The organism is Streptomyces marispadix, from assembly GCF_022524345.1.
GTDB lineage: Bacteria > Actinomycetota > Actinomycetes > Streptomycetales > Streptomycetaceae > Streptomyces > Streptomyces marispadix.
In genome coordinates this window covers 172,164-188,583 of record NZ_JAKWJU010000002.1, presented here as the reverse complement: position 1 = coordinate 188,583, position 16,420 = coordinate 172,164, and the positions used below count along the sequence as shown (strand labels likewise).

The 16,420-nt window shown below is 71.7% G+C and carries 11 protein-coding genes and 1 pseudogene; 7 read left to right on the top strand and 5 right to left on the bottom strand.

Annotation, left to right across the window (positions count from 1 at the left end; all coding sequences use genetic code 11):
• Positions 1–29: 29 nt before the first annotated feature.
• Positions 30–341 (bottom strand): hypothetical protein, encoded by a 312-nt coding sequence (locus tag MMA15_RS00885; protein ID WP_241057023.1) that lies wholly within the window; start codon positions 339–341, stop codon positions 30–32.
• Between the two features lie 234 nt (positions 342–575).
• Here MMA15_RS00885 and MMA15_RS00880 point away from each other — a divergent pair, with 234 nt between their 5' ends.
• From MMA15_RS00880 to MMA15_RS00865, 4 genes are read left to right on the top strand one after another with little or no spacing between them, the layout of a single operon-like run.
• Complete coding sequence (locus MMA15_RS00880) at positions 576–3,377, top strand: nitrate- and nitrite sensing domain-containing protein (RefSeq protein WP_241057022.1); 2,802 nt, start codon at positions 576–578, stop codon at positions 3,375–3,377.
• Positions 3,374–3,817, top strand: a complete 444-nt coding sequence (locus tag MMA15_RS00875) for a roadblock/LC7 domain-containing protein (RefSeq protein WP_241057021.1) — start codon at positions 3,374–3,376, stop codon at positions 3,815–3,817. Before MMA15_RS00880 ends, MMA15_RS00875 begins: the two co-directional genes overlap by 4 nt.
• A 22-nt stretch (positions 3,818–3,839) precedes the next feature.
• Positions 3,840–4,313, top strand: coding sequence for a DUF742 domain-containing protein (locus tag MMA15_RS00870; protein WP_241057020.1), 474 nt, complete (start codon positions 3,840–3,842; stop codon positions 4,311–4,313).
• Complete coding sequence (locus MMA15_RS00865; protein ID WP_241057019.1) at positions 4,294–4,923, top strand: GTP-binding protein; 630 nt, start codon at positions 4,294–4,296, stop codon at positions 4,921–4,923. Before MMA15_RS00870 ends, MMA15_RS00865 begins: the two co-directional genes overlap by 20 nt.
• A 186-nt stretch (positions 4,924–5,109) precedes the next feature.
• On the opposite strand, the gene glpK is transcribed toward MMA15_RS00865, so the two are convergent.
• Both glpK and MMA15_RS00855 read right to left on the bottom strand, forming a co-directional pair.
• A complete protein-coding gene (glpK, locus tag MMA15_RS00860) occupies positions 5,110–6,618 on the bottom strand; it encodes a glycerol kinase GlpK (protein WP_241057018.1) in 1,509 nt (502 codons plus the stop codon).
• 62 nt (positions 6,619–6,680) lie between these two features.
• Positions 6,681–7,415, bottom strand: a complete 735-nt coding sequence (locus tag MMA15_RS00855) for an MIP/aquaporin family protein (RefSeq protein ID WP_241057017.1) — start codon at positions 7,413–7,415, stop codon at positions 6,681–6,683.
• A 651-nt stretch (positions 7,416–8,066) separates the two neighbouring features.
• Between MMA15_RS00855 and MMA15_RS00850 the strand changes: the two genes are divergently transcribed.
• Positions 8,067–9,527, top strand: a complete 1,461-nt coding sequence (locus MMA15_RS00850; RefSeq protein WP_241057016.1) for an aldehyde dehydrogenase family protein — start codon at positions 8,067–8,069, stop codon at positions 9,525–9,527.
• Positions 9,528–9,624: 97 nt separating this feature from the next.
• On the opposite strand, the pseudogene MMA15_RS00845 reads toward MMA15_RS00850, so the two are convergent.
• Both MMA15_RS00845 and MMA15_RS00840 read right to left on the bottom strand, forming a co-directional pair.
• Positions 9,625–10,490, bottom strand: a pseudogene (locus tag MMA15_RS00845) (M15 family metallopeptidase).
• Positions 10,491–10,503: 13 nt separating this feature from the next.
• Positions 10,504–12,918 carry a glycoside hydrolase family 31 protein gene (locus MMA15_RS00840; protein WP_241057015.1) on the bottom strand — a complete coding sequence of 805 codons (2,415 nt, stop codon included), beginning with the start codon at positions 12,916–12,918 and terminating at the stop codon, positions 10,504–10,506.
• A 296-nt stretch (positions 12,919–13,214) separates the two neighbouring features.
• Here MMA15_RS00840 and MMA15_RS00835 point away from each other — a divergent pair, with 296 nt between their 5' ends.
• Positions 13,215–15,269, top strand: a complete 2,055-nt coding sequence (locus MMA15_RS00835; protein ID WP_241057014.1) for an acetoacetate--CoA ligase — start codon at positions 13,215–13,217, stop codon at positions 15,267–15,269.
• Positions 15,270–15,352: 83 nt separating this feature from the next.
• Entirely contained in the window at positions 15,353–16,339 is a 987-nt protein-coding gene (locus tag MMA15_RS00830) for a DUF8829 domain-containing protein (protein WP_241057013.1), read from the top strand.
• Positions 16,340–16,420 lie beyond the last annotated feature (81 nt).

The following is a 16,420-nucleotide window of genomic DNA, read 5'->3' as shown; positions in this document are numbered from 1 at the left end:
CGCCGTCCCAGGCCCGTGGTGTTCCGCCGTCACCGGTCCGGGCCGTGCCGCGCCCTCCTCCTGGCCTTCTCCATGGCCCGCTGGCGCGCCGCGCTGCTGGGCTCCGACAGCACCCCGTGCCGCTGCCGCCACACCTGGCGGGTCACCCATACGTCCAGCACGGCCCACGTCGCCACCACGGTGCTGACCACCGTGGAGATCACCATGGGAAAGGCCAGCCACACCTGCGCCAGCGAGCACAGCACGGCGATCATCAACTGAACCAGCGTCACCGCGACTATGACCAACGCCCGAACTGCCGCCGAACGTACGGGATCCGGCAGTCTGGACCTCGTGTACATGATCCTTTCACTCCCCCCTCACGTTCCCCCACAGGTCACACGTTTCCACGTCCGTGGCCTGCGCCACAATTCAGGAACGCGTGTAGGGCATCGGAGGACATCTCAGGATGAGGCACCCTGGACGTCCGGTTTCCCGCTCGGACACATCTACGACTCGGTACTGCGTCAGTAGTAGGCTCACGCCGTTTGCTGTCGGAACTCGCCCCGGGCGGACGGGGTTGACTAGGGGAGGCCATGCGCTTGCGCGGTAGGTCGATCCGCCGGAAGATCGTGGCGCTGCTCCTGGTGCCGCTGCTGTCGCTGGTGTCCCTGTGGGCCCTCGCCACGTATGTGACGGGCCGTGAGGCCCGCGAACTGCTCGACGTGGTCAGCACCGTCGACAAGGTGGGCGACCCTGCGCAGGACGCGGCGCAAGCCCTCCAGCGTGAGCGCCGGCAGGTCATGGTCTACCTCGCCGACCCCCGCGGGTCCGAGGCGATGTCCCAGCTCAAGAAGCAACAGAGGGACACGGACGCCCAGATAGCCAAGCTGCGCGCCAACGCCCGTACCCCCGGGCTGCGTTCGCAGCTCACCGGCAGCACACAGCAGCGCCTCGACGTGATGCTGGACAAGCTGGCGGGCCTGAAGAAGATCCGCAAGGCGGAGGAGAGCACCCTCACCCGCGGCGGCGCCTTCCAGGCGTACAACGAACTCATCGACCCCTGCTACACGTTCCTCAGCGCGCTCGGCGGCATCGACGACGTCGACCTCGACAAGCAGGGCCGCGCCCTCGTCGGTCTCGTACGCGCCCGCGAGTATCTCGCCCGCGAGGACGCGCTGATGGCGGCGGCACTCGCCTCCGGGGAGATGACCAAGGGCGACCGGCGCGCGTTCTCCGACCGCGTGGCCGAACGCAACCTCACCTACGAGACGACCCTCGCCGAACTGCCCGCCGAGGAACGGCAGTTCTACGACTCGTACTGGAACGGCACCGACGGCCGCACGCTGCGCAGCTACGAGGACGCCATCATCGCCGCCGGCAGCCGCGGCACCCAGGGCGTCGTCAACGCCGAGCGCTGGCAGTCGGCCACCTCCACCGTCCTCACCGACCTGGAGCGCATGAACTTCGAGGCCCGCGACCGCTACGAGCAGCGCGTGCAGCCCGACGCCACGAAGGTGCTCACCCAGGCCGGTATCGCCGCGGTGCTCGGAGCCGCCGCCGTCATCGCCTCGATCGTCATCTCCTTCCGCGTCGGCCGCGGCCTCGTGCGCGATCTGCGCACGCTGCGCAGAGAGGCCCAGGAGGCAGCGGGCGTACGCCTGCCGAGTGTGATGCGCCGTCTCGCGGCGGGCGAGACCGTCGACATCGAGACCGAGGCGCCCAGGCTCGACTACCCGCAGGACGAGGCCGGACAGGTCGGGCAGGCGGTCAACACCCTTCAGCGCGCGGCCGTCGAGGCCGCCGTCAAGCAGGCAGGCATGCGGCGCGGGGTCTCCGAGGTGTTCGTCAACCTCGCCCGCCGCAACCAGGTGCTGCTGCACCGGCAGTTGAGCCTCCTGGACCACATGGAGCGCCGCACCGAGGACTCCGACGAACTCGCCGACCTCTTCCGCCTCGACCACCTCACGACCCGCATGCGGCGCCACGCCGAGGGCCTGGTCATCCTCTCCGGCGCGGCACCCTCCCGCCAGTGGCGCAAGCCCGTGCAGCTCATGGACGTCGTACGGGCCGCCGTCTCCGAGGTCGAGGACTACGAGCGGATCGAGGTGCGCCGCCTGCCGCGGCTCGCCGTCGACGGCGGTTCCGTCGCCGACCTCACACACCTCATCGCCGAACTGCTGGAGAACGCCACCGTGTTCTCCCCGCCGCACACCGCAGTCCAGGTACTCGGTGAACGCGTGGCGAACGGCTACACCCTGGAGATCCACGACCGCGGACTCGGCATGGCCGCCGACGCGCTGCTGGAGGCGAACCTGCGGCTCGCGGAGACCCCCGAGTTCGAACTCTCCGACACCGACCGCCTCGGCCTGTTCGTGGTCTCCCGGCTCGCCCAGCGCCAGGGCGTGCGCGTCTCCCTCCAGCCCTCCCCGTACGGCGGCACCACGGCCGTCGTACTCGTCCCCGGCAGGATTCTCACCGAGACCTCAGGACAGGACGAGGACCGCCTGGAGCGGGAACCGGCGTCCGGCACCGGCGTGACCGGCACCCGGCTCGACGCCCTCACACGCGGCCCCGGAGCCGCCTCGGCGACGCCGCGGCAGCGCGCCGCCCTGGAGGGCGCCGTCGAACTGGAGGCGCCGCTCGGCGAGTTGGAGAAGGGCCCAGGCCGCGAACGCGGCAGGGACGACGAAGGCGCGGACCGCGACGGCAAGGGCAGGGAAGGCCCCGCACGCGACGGAAACGGACGCGACGGCAACGGGCGGGAGAAGCCCGGGCGCGAGGACGCACCGCTGCGCCCCACCGGCCCCGGCGTACTCGGCGGCCCGAGACCCGGCCTCGAACAGCACCAGCAGGCACAGGACGAGACCGACGGCCCCTCGCGCCCCACGTCGCCGCAGAGCGACGGCAAGGGTGGACTCGCGCCGCTGCCGAAGCGCCGGCCGCGTACGCCCGTGCTGGTCGCCGACCACGGACGTACCGTCGCCCGGCCGGACGCCCCCGAGGCGGAGGACGCCGAGGCACGCCCCGCCAGGCAGGGCCAGGAAGACGACCGGGAGCGCCAGGACACCCCGCCCGCGGGAGAGTCCACCGCGACAGGCGCGAAGCCGTCCGCTGGACCCGCGAAGTCCGGTACGGTCGGCAAACTGCCGCGCAGGGTCCGGCAGGCGAACCTGGCACCCCAGCTCAAAAGGGACCCGGGCGACGCCACACCGGCGAGCGGAGACCCCGGTCGACGCTCGGACGATCTGGCGAACCGCGACGCGGACGAGGTACGCAACCGGATGGCATCGCTCCAGCGCGGCTGGCAGCGGGGCCGCCTGCACAACGCCGGCGAGTCGGGGGACGAGGCGGCGGAGTCAGCACCAGGAACGACACCGGAGGGGGACGGTCGATGACCGCACCGAAAGGCACGGAGAACACCGCTTCCGGAAGCGGTGAACTCAACTGGCTCCTGGACGAGTTGGTACAGCGTGTCGGCAGCATCAGCAAAGCCCTGGTGCTCTCCGGCGACGGGCTGCCCCGCGGAGCGTCCCAGGACCTGACACGGGAGGACGGCGAGCATCTGGCCGCCGTCGCGTCCGGCTTCCACAGCCTCGCCAAGGGAGTCGGCCGTCACTTCGACGTCGGCGGCGTGCGGCAGACCGTCGTCGAGCTGGAAGAGGCGTTCCTCTTCGTCACGGCGGCGGGCGACGGCAGTTGCCTGGCCGTGGTCGCCGACGCCGACGCCGACGTGGGCCTCATCGCCTACGAGATGACGCTCCTGGTCAAGCGGGTCGGGGCACACCTGGGCACCGCCCCCCGGTCGAATCCCTCCGGCCGAACCGGTGGGAACTGACGGGACCCGAACGGACACACAGATGACGGACCGCTGGTTCGACGACGCAGCAGGGCCTGTGGTGCGGCCGTACGCCATGACGCGCGGCCGCACCCGCAGCAGCTCCGATGAGGCGCGACTCGACCTCATCGCCCTGGTGATCGCCGAGAGCCGGGACGGTGAAGGGGACGCGAAGCCCCACGAGGACACCGTGGGGAGCGGCGACAATCACGGGGCCGCCGGTGACGGCACCGGCGGCGCCCAGGACAACGCCGACGTCTACGCGGACAACTCACTCGCCCCGGAGCACGTCGACATCGTCCTCCAGTGCCGCCGCGCCCCGCAGTCCGTCGCCGAACTCTCCGCCGAACTCGACCTTCCCGTAGGCGTCGTTCGCGTTCTCATCGGAGACCTCATCGACGCGGGCTGGGTCCGCGTCAGCCGGCCCGTCCCTCCGGCGGAACTGCCGGACGAAAGCATTCTCAGAGAGGTGATCGATGGTCTTCGGGCGCTCTAAACGAGGCGCCGGTACGGCGTCGCCAGCCGAACCGGTGACGCTGAAGCTCCTCGTGGCGGGCGGCTTCGGCGTAGGCAAGACGACCCTGGTCGGAGCGGTGAGCGAGATCAAGCCGCTTCGCACCGAGGAGACACTCACCGAGGCGGGCCGTCCCGTGGACGACACCGCGGGCGTCGAGGCCAAGTCCACGACCACGGTCGCGATGGACTTCGGCCGCATCACGATCAACGACGGGCTGGTGCTGTACCTGTTCGGCACGCCCGGCCAGGACCGCTTCTGGTTCCTGTGGGACGAGCTGGCGCAGGGCGCCCTCGGCGCTGTCGTACTCGTCGACACCCGCAGACTGGAGGACAGCTTCGCCGGCATCGACTACTTCGAGCGCCGGAAGATCCCCTTCATCGTCGCCGTCAACCACTTCGACGGTGCGGAGATGTATCCCGCCGACGCCCTCCGCGAGGCGCTCGACCTGGACGAGGAGGTTCCGGTGCTGGTCTGCGACGCGCGGCGCCGCGCCTCCGTACGCGACACCCTGGTGTCCGTCGTCGAGCACGCGATGCGCCGTGCGGTGGCCGCACAGCAGAAGGAGCCCAGCCCGGCCCCGGCGCGCTGAACGCCGCCGGGGCCGGACCGGGCTCCGTCGTTCCGCACCTGGCCCGGGGGACGTATGCCCGCGCCGAGCCGATGGTGAGGTGTGAGCCGGTGTCAGCCGGTCACGGTGAGCCGGTGCGACCGGTCACCCGAGCCTGCGGAACCTAGCGGGTACCCGTGCGGGTCCCCCTGCGGCTCAGCCCGCCCGTCACTCGCCGTCCTCCAGCCAGCCGAAGCTGCGCTCCACCGCCTTCCGCCAGTTCCGGTACTCCCGGTCCCGGGCCTCCGGCTCCATCTGCGGGGTCCACTCCGCGTCCCGCTTCCAGTGGCTGCTCAGCTCATCCAGGTCGGACCAGACGCCCGTCGCCAGGCCCGCCGCATAGGCCGCGCCCAGGCACGTCGTCTCGGCGACCACCGGACGGATCACCGGCACGTCGAGCACATCGGCCTGATGCTGCATCAGCAGATTGTTGCCCGTCATGCCGCCGTCGACCTTCAGGCTGGTGATGTGCACCCCGGAGTCGGTGTACATGGCGTCCACGACCTCACGCGTCTGCCAGCTCGTGGCCTCCAGCACCGCCCGCGCCAGGTGCCCCTTGGTGACGTAGCGCGTCAGACCGGCCACCACACCGCGTGCGTCGGACCGCCAGTACGGTGCGAACAGCCCCGAGAACGCCGGGACGATGTAGGCGCCGCCGTTGTCCTCGACGCTCGCCGCCAGCGTCTCGATCTCCGCGGCCTCCCGGATGATCCCGAGCTGGTCGCGGAACCACTGGACGAGCGCACCGGTGATCGCGATCGAACCTTCCAGGCAGTACGTGGGCGGCTCGCCCCCGAGCTGGTAGGCCATCGTCGTCAGCAGGCCGCTCTTGCTGGGCACGGGCCGCTGCCCGGTGTTGAGCAGCAGGAACGACCCCGTGCCGTAGGTGTTCTTGGCCTCGCCCACCGAGTAGCACGTCTGCCCGAACAGGGCCGCGTGCTGGTCGCCGAGCGCGGAGGCCACCGGCACCCCCGCGACCTGCCCGTGGGCAGTGCCGTAGATCTCCGACGAGGAGCGGATCTCCGGGAGCACGGCCGCGGGCACGTTCATCGCGTCGAGGATGGACTGGTCCCACTGGAGGGTCTCCAGGTTCATCAGCATGGTGCGGCCTGCGTTGGTGACGTCGGTGACGTGCACGCCGCCGTCGGTCGCTCCCGTGAGGTTCCAGATCAGCCAGGAGTCGATGGTCCCGAACGCGATCTCCCCGTTCTCCGCGCGCTGCCTCAGCCCTGGCACGTTGTCCAGCAGCCAGGCCACCTTGGGCCCCGCGAAGTAGCTGGCCAGCGGCAGGCCCGTACGGTCGCGGAAGCGGTCCTGGCCGTCGGAGCCGCCCAGTTCGGTGCAGAGCGTGGAGGTCCGGGTGTCCTGCCAGACGATGGCGTTGTGCACCGGCTGGCCGGTTCTCTTGTCCCAGAGGACGGTGGTCTCCCGCTGGTTGGTGATGCCCAGCGCGCTGAGCTGGTCGGCGCGCAGCCCGGCCTTGGCGATCGCCCCGGCCACCACGGCCTGCACCTTCGACCAGATCTCGGTCGCGTCGTGCTCCACCCAGCCTGGCTTGGGGAAGATCTGGCGGTGCTCGCGCTGGTCGACGGCTACGACGGCGCCGTCCTGGTTGAAGATCATGCAGCGGCTCGACGTCGTTCCCTGGTCGATGGCTGCTACGAACTTGTCCGACATGGTCGCGTCCCCTTGTCCGAACCGGAGTGCTGGAGGATGTCCCGGGTCCGTGGGCCCGGGGGTCAGAAGACGAGTTTGAAGATGCCCGCCGCTATCGCCGCCCCGATGAGCGGTCCGGCGACCGGGACCCAGGCGTAACCCCAGTCCGAGCCGCCCTTGTTGGGGATCGGCAGCAGCGCGTGGGCCACACGGGGACCCAGGTCACGAGCGGGGTTGATGGCGTACCCCGTGGGACCGCCGAGCGAGAGCCCTATGCCTACGACGAGCAGTGCGACGACGAGGACCTGGTTGCCGTTCTCGGCCAGCGCCTTCGTCGCGCCGAAGGCGAGGATCGGCAGCACCAGGGCGATCGTGGCGACTATCTCCGTGGCGAGATTGGCCGCCGGATTGCGTACCTCGGGAATGGTGGAGAAGTTGCCCAGCGTCCCCTGGGCGAACTCGGGATCGGCGTTGGCGGCGAACTGCGCGTAGTAGGCCACCCACACCAGTACGGCACCGATCACGGCGCCGATCATCTGCGAGCCTATGTAGAGCGGCACCTTGCTCCAGTCGCCGCTGTCGATCGCGAGGGCGACCGTCACGGCCGGGTTGATGTGCCCGCCCGACAGCGGCAGAGCCGTGTACGCGCCGGCGAGGACGCCGAAGCCCCAGCCGAAGGCGATGACGATCCAGCCGGACGCGGCGGCCTTGGAGTAGCGGAGATTGACGGCGGCACAGACGCCGGCACCGAAGAGGATGAGAATCGCGGTGCCGATCACCTCGCCCGCGAAGATGTCGGTGTTAGAGAACTGGCTCATGACGGCTCCTTGTCCCTCGGCCGGGGCCGGGACCCCGGGCTTTCCTTCGGGATGGTGCTTGATCTGGCACGGAGCCGGCGCCAGGGCAATGGGCTGCTGTTCACGGTCCGGCGCGCCACCCCGCCCGGTCTCCGTGACGAGCGTGTCGGCAGTGTTCATCGGGGCTGAGGGACCGTCAAGGGCATGGACATCATGGACGTGCGGGCCTGCGGAGGTCATCGACATCACCGCCGTGTCGGAGTGATCGGCTCCGCATTTCGCCCGGTTCCCGGGCCCCTCTCGGTACGAGCCGGGGCTGGCGGAGTCCGGGCGGACCGGACCGCCACCGGTGACGGTCCCGCCTGACTCCCGTGAGGGCTCCGCGTCACGCCCCCATGTCCCGGGCGTCCGTCGGCTCACGCCGTCGCGGCGACGTCCGTTCAACGCGGGTCCCGCGCGTCGGCGCCCGTACGCAGGTGGAACAGCACGGCAGGGCCGTTGACAGCGGAAGGGGGCGGCCGGAGACTCCGGCCCAGTGACCGTGAACGAACGTCCGCCCGGTGAACATCGCCTCGACCGTCGCGTACGGCCGCGGCTCACGGCCGCCCCGGCGCCTGCCGGTGACGACGACACCCGGTAGCCGGGCCGCCCGTCTCAGGAGGGACCCCCGCCATGACCATCCACCGCGACCTGCTCATCGGCGGCCGTGAGGTCCCCGCCGCCTCCGGACGCACGGCAGAGGACCACGATCCGTACACGGGCGAGGTGTACGCCACGGTCGCGGCCGGCGGCCCGGAAGACGTGCGCAGGGCGGTCGCCGCGGCCGAGGAGGCGTTCCCGGCATGGGCGGCGACCGGCCCCGCCGAACGCCGCGACATCTTCCTCAAGGCCGCCGGAATCCTGGAGTCCCGCAGCGAGGACGCCGCCGCCCTCATGGCGGGGGAGGCCGGGGGGAGCCGCCCCTGGGCGCTGTTCAACGTGCATCTCGCCTCAGGGATGCTCCGCGAGGCGGCCGCAGCCGTCACGGCGCCACGCGGCGAGGTCCTCACGCCCCAGGACGACGGTACGTTGAGCCTCGCGATACGCGAACCCGTCGGTGTCGTCGGCGCGTTCGCCCCATGGAACGCGCCCGTGATCCTCGGCACCAGGGCCGTCGCCGCGCCGCTCGCCGCCGGCAACTCCGTCGTCGTCAAGCCCAGCGAGGACGCGCCCCTGGCGTGCGGATACTTCGTCGCCGACGCGCTGCGGGAGGCCGGGCTGCCCGACGGTGTGCTCAACGTCGTCAGCAACGCACGCGAGGACGCGGCCGGCGTCGCCGAAGCGCTCATAGCCGAACCCGCCGTGCGTGCCGTCAACTTCACCGGCTCCACCGAGGTGGGGCGCCGGATCGGCGATCTCGCGGCGCGTCATCTCAAGCCCGCCGTACTGGAGTTGGGCGGAAAGAACTCGGTGATCGTCCTCGACGACGCCGACGTCGACTACGCGGTCGACGCCGCCGCGTTCTCCGTCTTCATGAACGCCGGTCAGATCTGCATGTCCGGCGACCGGATCCTCGTACACGCCTCGCTGGCAGGGGAGTTCACCGAGAAGTTCACCGCCAAGGTCGCGGGACTGCCCCACGGCGCCCCGTCCGACCCGGCCACCGTGATCGGCCCCATGGTGAGCGCGGCCTCCGCCGAGCGTGTGGCCGCCCTCGTACGGGACGCCGTCGCCAAGGGCGCCGAGGTGCTGACCGGAGGAGGCGCACCGGAGAACGCCGTGCATCCGGCGACGGTGCTGCGCGGTGTCGTACCGGGCATGGAGCTGTACCACGCGGAGGCGTTCGGCCCCGTCTGCGCGCTCGCCTCCTTCACCGACGACGACGAGGCGGTCGCCCTCGCCAACGACACCGAGCAGGGCCTGACGTGCGGAATCATCACCGAGAACGGCACGCACGGCCTGGCCGTCGCCCGCCGTGTGCGCACCGGAATCGTGCATGTCAACGACCAGTCGGTGGCCGACGAACCGCAGGTACCGTTCGGCGGTTTCAAGGACTCCGGCTACGGCCGCTTCGGCGGACGCTGGGGCGTGGACGCGTTCAGCAACACCCGCTGGGTGACCCTCGCGACGCGGCACGCGCACTACCCGTTCTGAGGACCCGCGGTCGTGACCGGCCGTCGTGAAGTCCGGCCCCGGCGCGGCCAGTTGCGCCGGGACCCTGGACCTGCCGTCGGCTCGGCGTCCGCGCCCTTCAGTGCCCGTGCAGGGCGCGGCGCCACACGGGGAAGTCGAAGTAGGTGTCGGGGAAGGTCTCTTCGGTGAGCGTGTAGTGCCACCACTCCTCGGGGAGGTTGGTGAAGCCCGCCTTCTCCATGGTGTCCTTCAGCAGCATCCGGTTCGCCCGCTGCTCGCCCTGGATGCGGGGGTCGAGGGTGTGCGAGAGCGTGTCGAAGCAGTCGTAACCCGTGCCCATGTCGATGGAGTTGTCGGGGAAGCGCACGTCCTTCGGAGCGAAGCAGGACACCAGCGGCTCGCCCGGCCGGTACGGACGAGTCGGCCGCGCAGCGGCAGCTTCACCAGCGTCAGATCGACCGTACTGCCCCTGCTGTGGCCGGACTTCTCCGCGATATAGCCGTCCTCGAAGAGACGGTCCTTCTCGACGCGGGGATAGAACTCGTCCTTCATCCGCTCGTCGTCGAGGTCCTTCGCCCAGGAGACGAAGTGGTCGACTGCCCGCTGCGGCCGGTAGCAGTCGTACACCTTCAGGGAGTAGCCCCTGCGCAGGAACGAACGCTGGGCCGAGCGCAGCGCCCGCGCGGTGTCGCGGGTGACGATGCACATGCCCTGCCGGTAGCCGTTCACGCGGTCCCCGACGAAGTTGTGCCGCGTGCGGTAGCGCATCTCCTGGAGGACGGTCGGCGCCACGTCCCGCAGCGCGACGAACTCCCGGGGAGCGGACGGCTCTTGGGTCTCCTCCCGTATGGAGGTACCGGCCTTCCGTACGGAGGCGTCGGCGCCGGACGCCGCCGAGACCGGCGCCGCAGGGACGAGAGTGGCCAGGGCGAGCAGCGCGGCGGTGAGCGCCGTACGGCTGAATGATCCTCTGAAAGCTGCCATGGGCATTCGTCTATCAGCCGCGCAGGCGTACCCGGTAGCCCACGGGGCCACCGTCTTCACGAGCCACCTCCGTGGTGCCCTCGCGCCGCAGCACCGTGAAGCGCTCGGCGGCAGCCGGGTGCCGCCGAGGGCCGTGGCCGGTGTCCCGGATGACGAGTCCCTTGCCGGTGCGGCCCGGTGCGGGGGGCCACACGTCCAGTTCCGTCGTACCGTCCGCGCCCCGCACCGGCACCGCGGCACCGGCACGTGCGAGCACCGGAATCCGCGACAGCGGTGCGTCGAGGAGGACTTCACCGGGGCCGTCGTGCACAGAGCCGGTCGACGTCTCGTACCAGCGGCCGTAGGGCAGCCGCACAGGCCGCCTGCGGGAGCCCTCCTCCAGCACGGGCGCGACCAGCAGCGCGTCTCCCAGCAGGAACGCGTCGCCGCACTCGCGCAGCGAACGCTCGCGCGGATGCTGCCACCACAGGGGCCTCACATAAGGAGCCCCCGTGCGGTGCGCGAGGTGGGCGAGCGTGGTGAAGTACGGGCGCAGCCGCTCGCGTTCGGCCATCGCGTCCGCACAGCCCTTGAGCACCTCGCCGCCGAAGGCCCAAGGCTCGCGCAATCCGGCGCCCTTGGCGCAGTGAGCGTGGAACAGCGGGAAGTACGCGGCCAGTTGGAACCAGCGCAGATACAGCTCGGGCGAGGCCGCGGCCGTCGAACCGCCGATCCCCGGCCCGGAGTACGGCACACCGCACAGCCCCAGCCCTACGACCAGTGACAGCGACGCACGCAGCCCGTCCCAGCCCGTCGCCAACTCGCCGCCCCATGTGCCGCCTTCGCGCTGCATGCCCGCCCATCCGGAGCCCACGAGGGCGAACTCGCCCTCGGAATGAGGGGAGTCGGGCCGGGGGTCGGGCCATGTCGGTGCGGCAGGCCGCGCGTCCGTGCGGGCCGTCTCCGCTGCTGTGGTCGAGCCCGTCGAGCCTGTTGTGCCGGTCGCGGCCGTCGCGCTCGTCGTCCCGGTCGCGCCCGGCGTCTGTGCCGTATCCGCTGCGACGCGCGGGCTCGCGTCGCCGGACGACACCAGCCGAACGCCCTGTGCGCTCAACTCCGCCGCCAGACGCGGCAGATCGGCGGGACGGTGCCGGTGTCCCCTGAGCACCCGGCGCCCGGCGTGACCGGCGTCCGCGTCCAAGTGCAGGGCGCGCAGAGGCAGTTCGTGCTCGCGGTATCCGTCGGCCAGTCCCCGTAAACGCTGGGCTCCTTCGGCGGCGGGCACCGCGTGCTGATAGCCCAGCGCCCAGCCCGGAGGCAGCGAGGGAGCGCCCGTGAGCCGTGACCAGCCGTGCAGTACGCGGGCGGGCGGACCCGTGATCACCCAGTAGCGCAACGGGCCGCCGGCCATGCGGATCTCACTCGATCCCGTGCGGTCGTGCCCCGAGCCCCTGCCCTCCTGGCCCTCGCGAATCGTCATCCGGCCCTCACCGGCGTTGTCGTGGAACACCAGATGCGTTCCCGCGTCCGCCACGACGAGCTGTACGGGCATCGTGATCCGCGGCGCCTGAGGATCGCGGGGCGCGTCCGTCGCGGAGACGCTGCCGCCCGGGTGCAGCGGGTACGAACCGTCGGGCAGCCGTGGCCCGCACGTACGGCCGCCGAGCCCGAAGAAGCGTGCGTCGGCGGCCACTTGGGAGCGCTGCATCCAGCGGCCGTCACCGGGGGACTGCGACGGGGCCGCTGCCGCAGACGCCGACGCTGCCGCGGACGCGAACTGGGCCGCCGCCGCGGAACCGGAGCCCGGACCAGGCGCGGAACCAGCGGTGGGCGCCCCCTCGCCGGAGTCCCCTTCCCCGCCCAAGTCCCCGCCCAAGCCCCCGTCCGACTCCCCGTCCAGGTCCGCGTCCAAGTCCCGCTCCGCGTACGCCCGTCGCCCCGCGTCGGTCTCCCACCAGCGCGGCGGCAGATCCCGGCGCAGCAGTTCGCCGCCCGGTGTGCGTACCTCCACGGCGCCGTGCCGGGAGACGACCACCAGCAGCCGTTCGGAGACGACCCGCCAGCCGCCGTCCTTGTCGGGTTCGAGCACCGCACGGGTGTCCGCCTCGGGGGCCTTCCCGGGAAGCGCCCGCGACGGAGTGGGCTCCGCGCCGTCCCAGCCGAGGAAGAGGGCACCGCCCACCGCGACACGCACCGTGAGCGACGACCGTTCGAAGCGGACCACGCCGCCGCCCGGACCCGCCAGCGCACCGCGCGCGGGCCCTGGGACCCGTGCGCGCTCCGGTCCCTTCGCCCCCGTCCTGCCCGCCGCCGGGCGTCTGCGCCTCCACGGGGCACGTCCCCGCCCCGCGGGCTCCGGTTCCCGCCGCCCGGGAACCGGCCGTCCCGCCCTCGTCCACCACGCCGCGCCCGCTGCCCTCACCGTCCCCACCAGGCCCCGCCCGTCCATGCCCTTCAGCGTGCCAGCGGGCGGCGGCCGAAGTCAGCGGCGTTCAACCGGAGTTCATCCGGCGACCATCCGCCGGTGCCCTGCGCCCTCTGCGCCTTCATATGCGTCCGTTCGACGTCAGTGGTGCGCGCAACCGTGCCTCCGGCCGCCGTAGGGTGCCCCGCCCACATTCGCCGGGTGGCAGGCATGTGGTGTGCGCCCTGGCGTGAGTGTTGATCACATGGCATCGTCCTGAACGTCCCCTGTACGCCCGCAAGGCATGCCGCCAGCCCGCCCGGACCCGGAGCCGCCCCGCCATGACCACAGCGCACAGCACGCCGCAGTCGCAGTCCTCCGCGCCGGAACCTCTCTGGCGGCCGGACCCCGACCGCGTCGCCGGCGCCCGGATCACCCGCTTCCAGTCGTGGGCGGCACAGCACCACGGGGCGCCCGCCGCCGTTCCGGGCGACCCGGAGGCGAGCTACGCTGCGCTGCACCGCTGGTCCGTGGCGGAACTGCCCGCGTTCTGGCAGGCGATCACAGAGTGGTTCGACGTGCGTTTCTCCACCCCGTACGAGTCCGTGCTCGCCGACTCCTCGATGCCCGGCGCCGAATGGTTCCCGGGCGCGACCCTCAACTACGCCGAGCACGCGCTTCGTACAGCGGAGGACCCGCAGCGCGCGGACGACCCGGCCCTGCTGCACGTGGACGAGGAGCACGAGCCCCGCCCCGTCACCTGGGCCGAACTCCGCCGCCAGGTCGGCTCCCTCTCCGCCGAACTGCGCCGCCTCGGCGTGCGGCCCGGCGACCGCGTCAGCGGATATCTGCCCAACGTCCCCGAGGCGGTCGTCGCCCTTCTCGCGACCGCCGCCGTCGGCGCCGTTTGGACGTCCTGCGCGCCCGACTTCGGTGCCCGCAGCGTCCTCGACCGCTTCCAGCAGGTCGAGCCCTCCGTCCTGTTCGCCGTCGACGGATACCGCTACGGAGGCAAGGAGCACGACCGCCGCGAGACCGTCGCCGAACTCCGACGCGAACTGCCCAGCCTGCGCGCGGTGGTTCACGTTCCGCTGCTCGGCACCGCCGCGCCCGAAGGCATGCTCGAATGGCAGGCCCTCACCGCCGCGCCCGACGATTCCGAGGACGCCCGCCCCGTCTTCGAGCAGGTGCCCTTCGCGCACCCGCTGTGGGTGCTGTACTCCTCCGGCACCACCGGGCTGCCCAAGGCCATCGTCCAGTCACAGGGCGGCATCCTGCTGGAACACCTCAAGCAGTTGGGCCTGCACAACGACACGGGCCCGGACGACCGCTTCTTCTGGTACACCTCCACCGGCTGGATGATGTGGAACTTCCTCGTCTCCGGCCTGCTCACGGGCTGCACGGTCGTCACCTACGACGGCAGCGCCGGCTACCCCGACATGAACGCCCAGTGGGACGTCGCCGCACGCACCGGCACCACCTTCTTCGGCACCTCGGCGGCGTACATCATGGCCTGTCGCAAGGCGGGCATCCATCCGGGCCGCGACCTGGACCTCTCCCGCGTCAAGTGCGTTGCCACGACCGGCTCTCCGCTGCCGCCCGACGGCTTCCGCTGGATCCACGGCGAGATCTCCGACGACATGTGGATCGCATCCGTCAGCGGCGGTACGGACGTGTGCAGTTGCTTCGCGGGCGCCGTGCCGACGCTTCCGGTGCACACCGGTGAACTCCAGGCGCCGTCCCTCGCCACGGACCTGCACTCCTGGGACCCGCACGGCAAGCCCCTCACCGGCGAGGTCGGCGAACTCGTCGTCACCCGGCCCCTGCCGTCCATGCCCGTACGCTTCTGGAACGACCCGGACGGATCGCGCTACCGCGAGAGCTACTTCGAGATGTTCCCCGGAGTCTGGCGCCACGGCGACTGGATCACCGTCACCGACCGCAACACCGTGATCATCCACGGCCGTTCGGACTCCACGCTCAACCGCCAGGGCGTACGCATGGGATCGGCCGACATCTACGAGGCCGTCGAGCGGCTGCCGGAGATCCGCGAATCCCTCGTCATCGGCGTCGAACAGCCCGACGGCGGCTACTGGATGCCGCTGTTCGTCCACCTCGCCCCGGGAGCGGTCCTCGACGACGCGCTGCGCGACCGCGTCAAGCGCACCATCCGCGAGGGCCTCTCACCACGCCATGTCCCCGACGAGATCATCGAGATCGCGGGAGTGCCCCACACCCTCACCGGCAAGCGCCTCGAAGTCCCCGTCAAGCGCCTGCTCCAGGGGACGCGACTGGAGAAGGCGGTCAACCCCGGCTCCGTCGACGACGTCGAACTGCTGCGCTTCTACGAGCGGTTGGCCCGCGAACGCGGGGAGGGCGACGGCCGCGACGGCTGATCCCCGGCGGACGCGGCGGCCGTTGTCAGACCCCCCGACTACGGTGAGTGAGCAAGTGATCCGTACGGGACGAGGGGGAGTCCATGGCACACAGCAGAAGCCGTAAGCGCAGCAGCCGCCGCACCCTGCGCCGGGAGGCACCGAGCATCGTCCCGGTCCTGGCCGACGAGACGCACTTCGCCCGCATGAGGGGTTACGGATCGTTCGGCTTCGACGATCACCGAAGCTATCTGCGCCAGTTGGAAGGTCTGCTGCGCGCGCTGAGAGCCGACGACGTCCATGCGCGCGTGGCCCTGTTCGACCCCGTGGACTACGAGCTGTACTGCCAGGAGCGGCGCCTCGACCCCGACACGACGGCCAGCCGGGGCCGCTACGTGGCGGAGGTCGCCGCGTCGGGCACCACGGTCGTCTACAGCGGCCAGAGCGTGGCGCGGCTGCTGCCGCAGTTGCGTGAGGCCCACGCCTGCCGCGTCACCTGGCACACGGGAGCGGAGATCCTCGCGCGGGCCGGCACGTGTGCGCGCTGCGGCGAGGACGTGGGGAAGGCCGCCTTCGACCGCGCCGCAAGGGCGTTGAGCACGGTCCTCGACGCGGTCGGCCCCGGGGCGCACCATCTGGTCGTCAGCGTCGCCGTACCGGGATCGCCGCTGGTGACCGCGCTCGATGTGCGCCGCACGACCGGCGGGGACATCCACGCCCATGAGACGGCGGCGCTGGCGCTGACCACCGCCCTCGCCGCGGGCTTCGCCACGGTCAGCCCCGGCGGCCTGGTGCTCCGTACGGAAGCGGGCGGGGCGGACGGCGACGGCGTCGCGGGCGATGACCCCGGCGATGGCGAGGGCGGTGACGGGAGCGGCGGGCCGGACCGGCCCGGGGACCTGCCGAAGGACGTCGTACGGGGCTGGCGGCTCGACCCCGTCAGAAGCTGGCTGCGTCCGCTGAGCGCGGCCGAGGTCTTCGCCGCCTACTGCACCGACCCGGTCACCCGGGAGCCGATCGCACCCGACCCGGGAGTGGAGCACGCACCCGGCCTCGACCTCCCGCACCCGGGAGGTGCGCTCCATTGCTGACCCGATCGCCGACCCACGTCCCGCAGCGTCGACTCCGCCCCGGCGGCCACGCGTTCAGCGCTGCTTCCGCCCGCCGGGGCG

Excerpts from the sequence above, each read along its gene's own strand:
- MMA15_RS00870 (WP_241057020.1), top strand. The coding sequence starts at position 3,840 with ATGACGGACCGCTGGTTCGACGACGCAGCAGGGCCTGTGGTGCGGCCG.
- MMA15_RS00865 (WP_241057019.1), top strand. The coding sequence starts at position 4,294 with ATGGTCTTCGGGCGCTCTAAACGAGGCGCCGGTACGGCGTCGCCAGCC.
- MMA15_RS00850 (WP_241057016.1), top strand. The coding sequence starts at position 8,067 with ATGACCATCCACCGCGACCTGCTCATCGGCGGCCGTGAGGTCCCCGCC.
- MMA15_RS00835 (WP_241057014.1), top strand. The coding sequence starts at position 13,215 with ATGACCACAGCGCACAGCACGCCGCAGTCGCAGTCCTCCGCGCCGGAA.
- MMA15_RS00880 (WP_241057022.1), top strand. The coding sequence starts at position 576 with ATGCGCTTGCGCGGTAGGTCGATCCGCCGGAAGATCGTGGCGCTGCTC.
- MMA15_RS00875 (WP_241057021.1), top strand. The coding sequence starts at position 3,374 with ATGACCGCACCGAAAGGCACGGAGAACACCGCTTCCGGAAGCGGTGAA.
- glpK (WP_241057018.1), bottom strand. The coding sequence starts at position 6,618 with ATGTCGGACAAGTTCGTAGCAGCCATCGACCAGGGAACGACGTCGAGC.
- MMA15_RS00840 (WP_241057015.1), bottom strand. The coding sequence starts at position 12,918 with ATGGACGGGCGGGGCCTGGTGGGGACGGTGAGGGCAGCGGGCGCGGCG.
- MMA15_RS00855 (WP_241057017.1), bottom strand. The coding sequence starts at position 7,415 with ATGAGCCAGTTCTCTAACACCGACATCTTCGCGGGCGAGGTGATCGGC.
- MMA15_RS00830 (WP_241057013.1), top strand. The coding sequence starts at position 15,353 with ATGGCACACAGCAGAAGCCGTAAGCGCAGCAGCCGCCGCACCCTGCGC.
- MMA15_RS00885 (WP_241057023.1), bottom strand. The coding sequence starts at position 341 with ATGTACACGAGGTCCAGACTGCCGGATCCCGTACGTTCGGCGGCAGTT.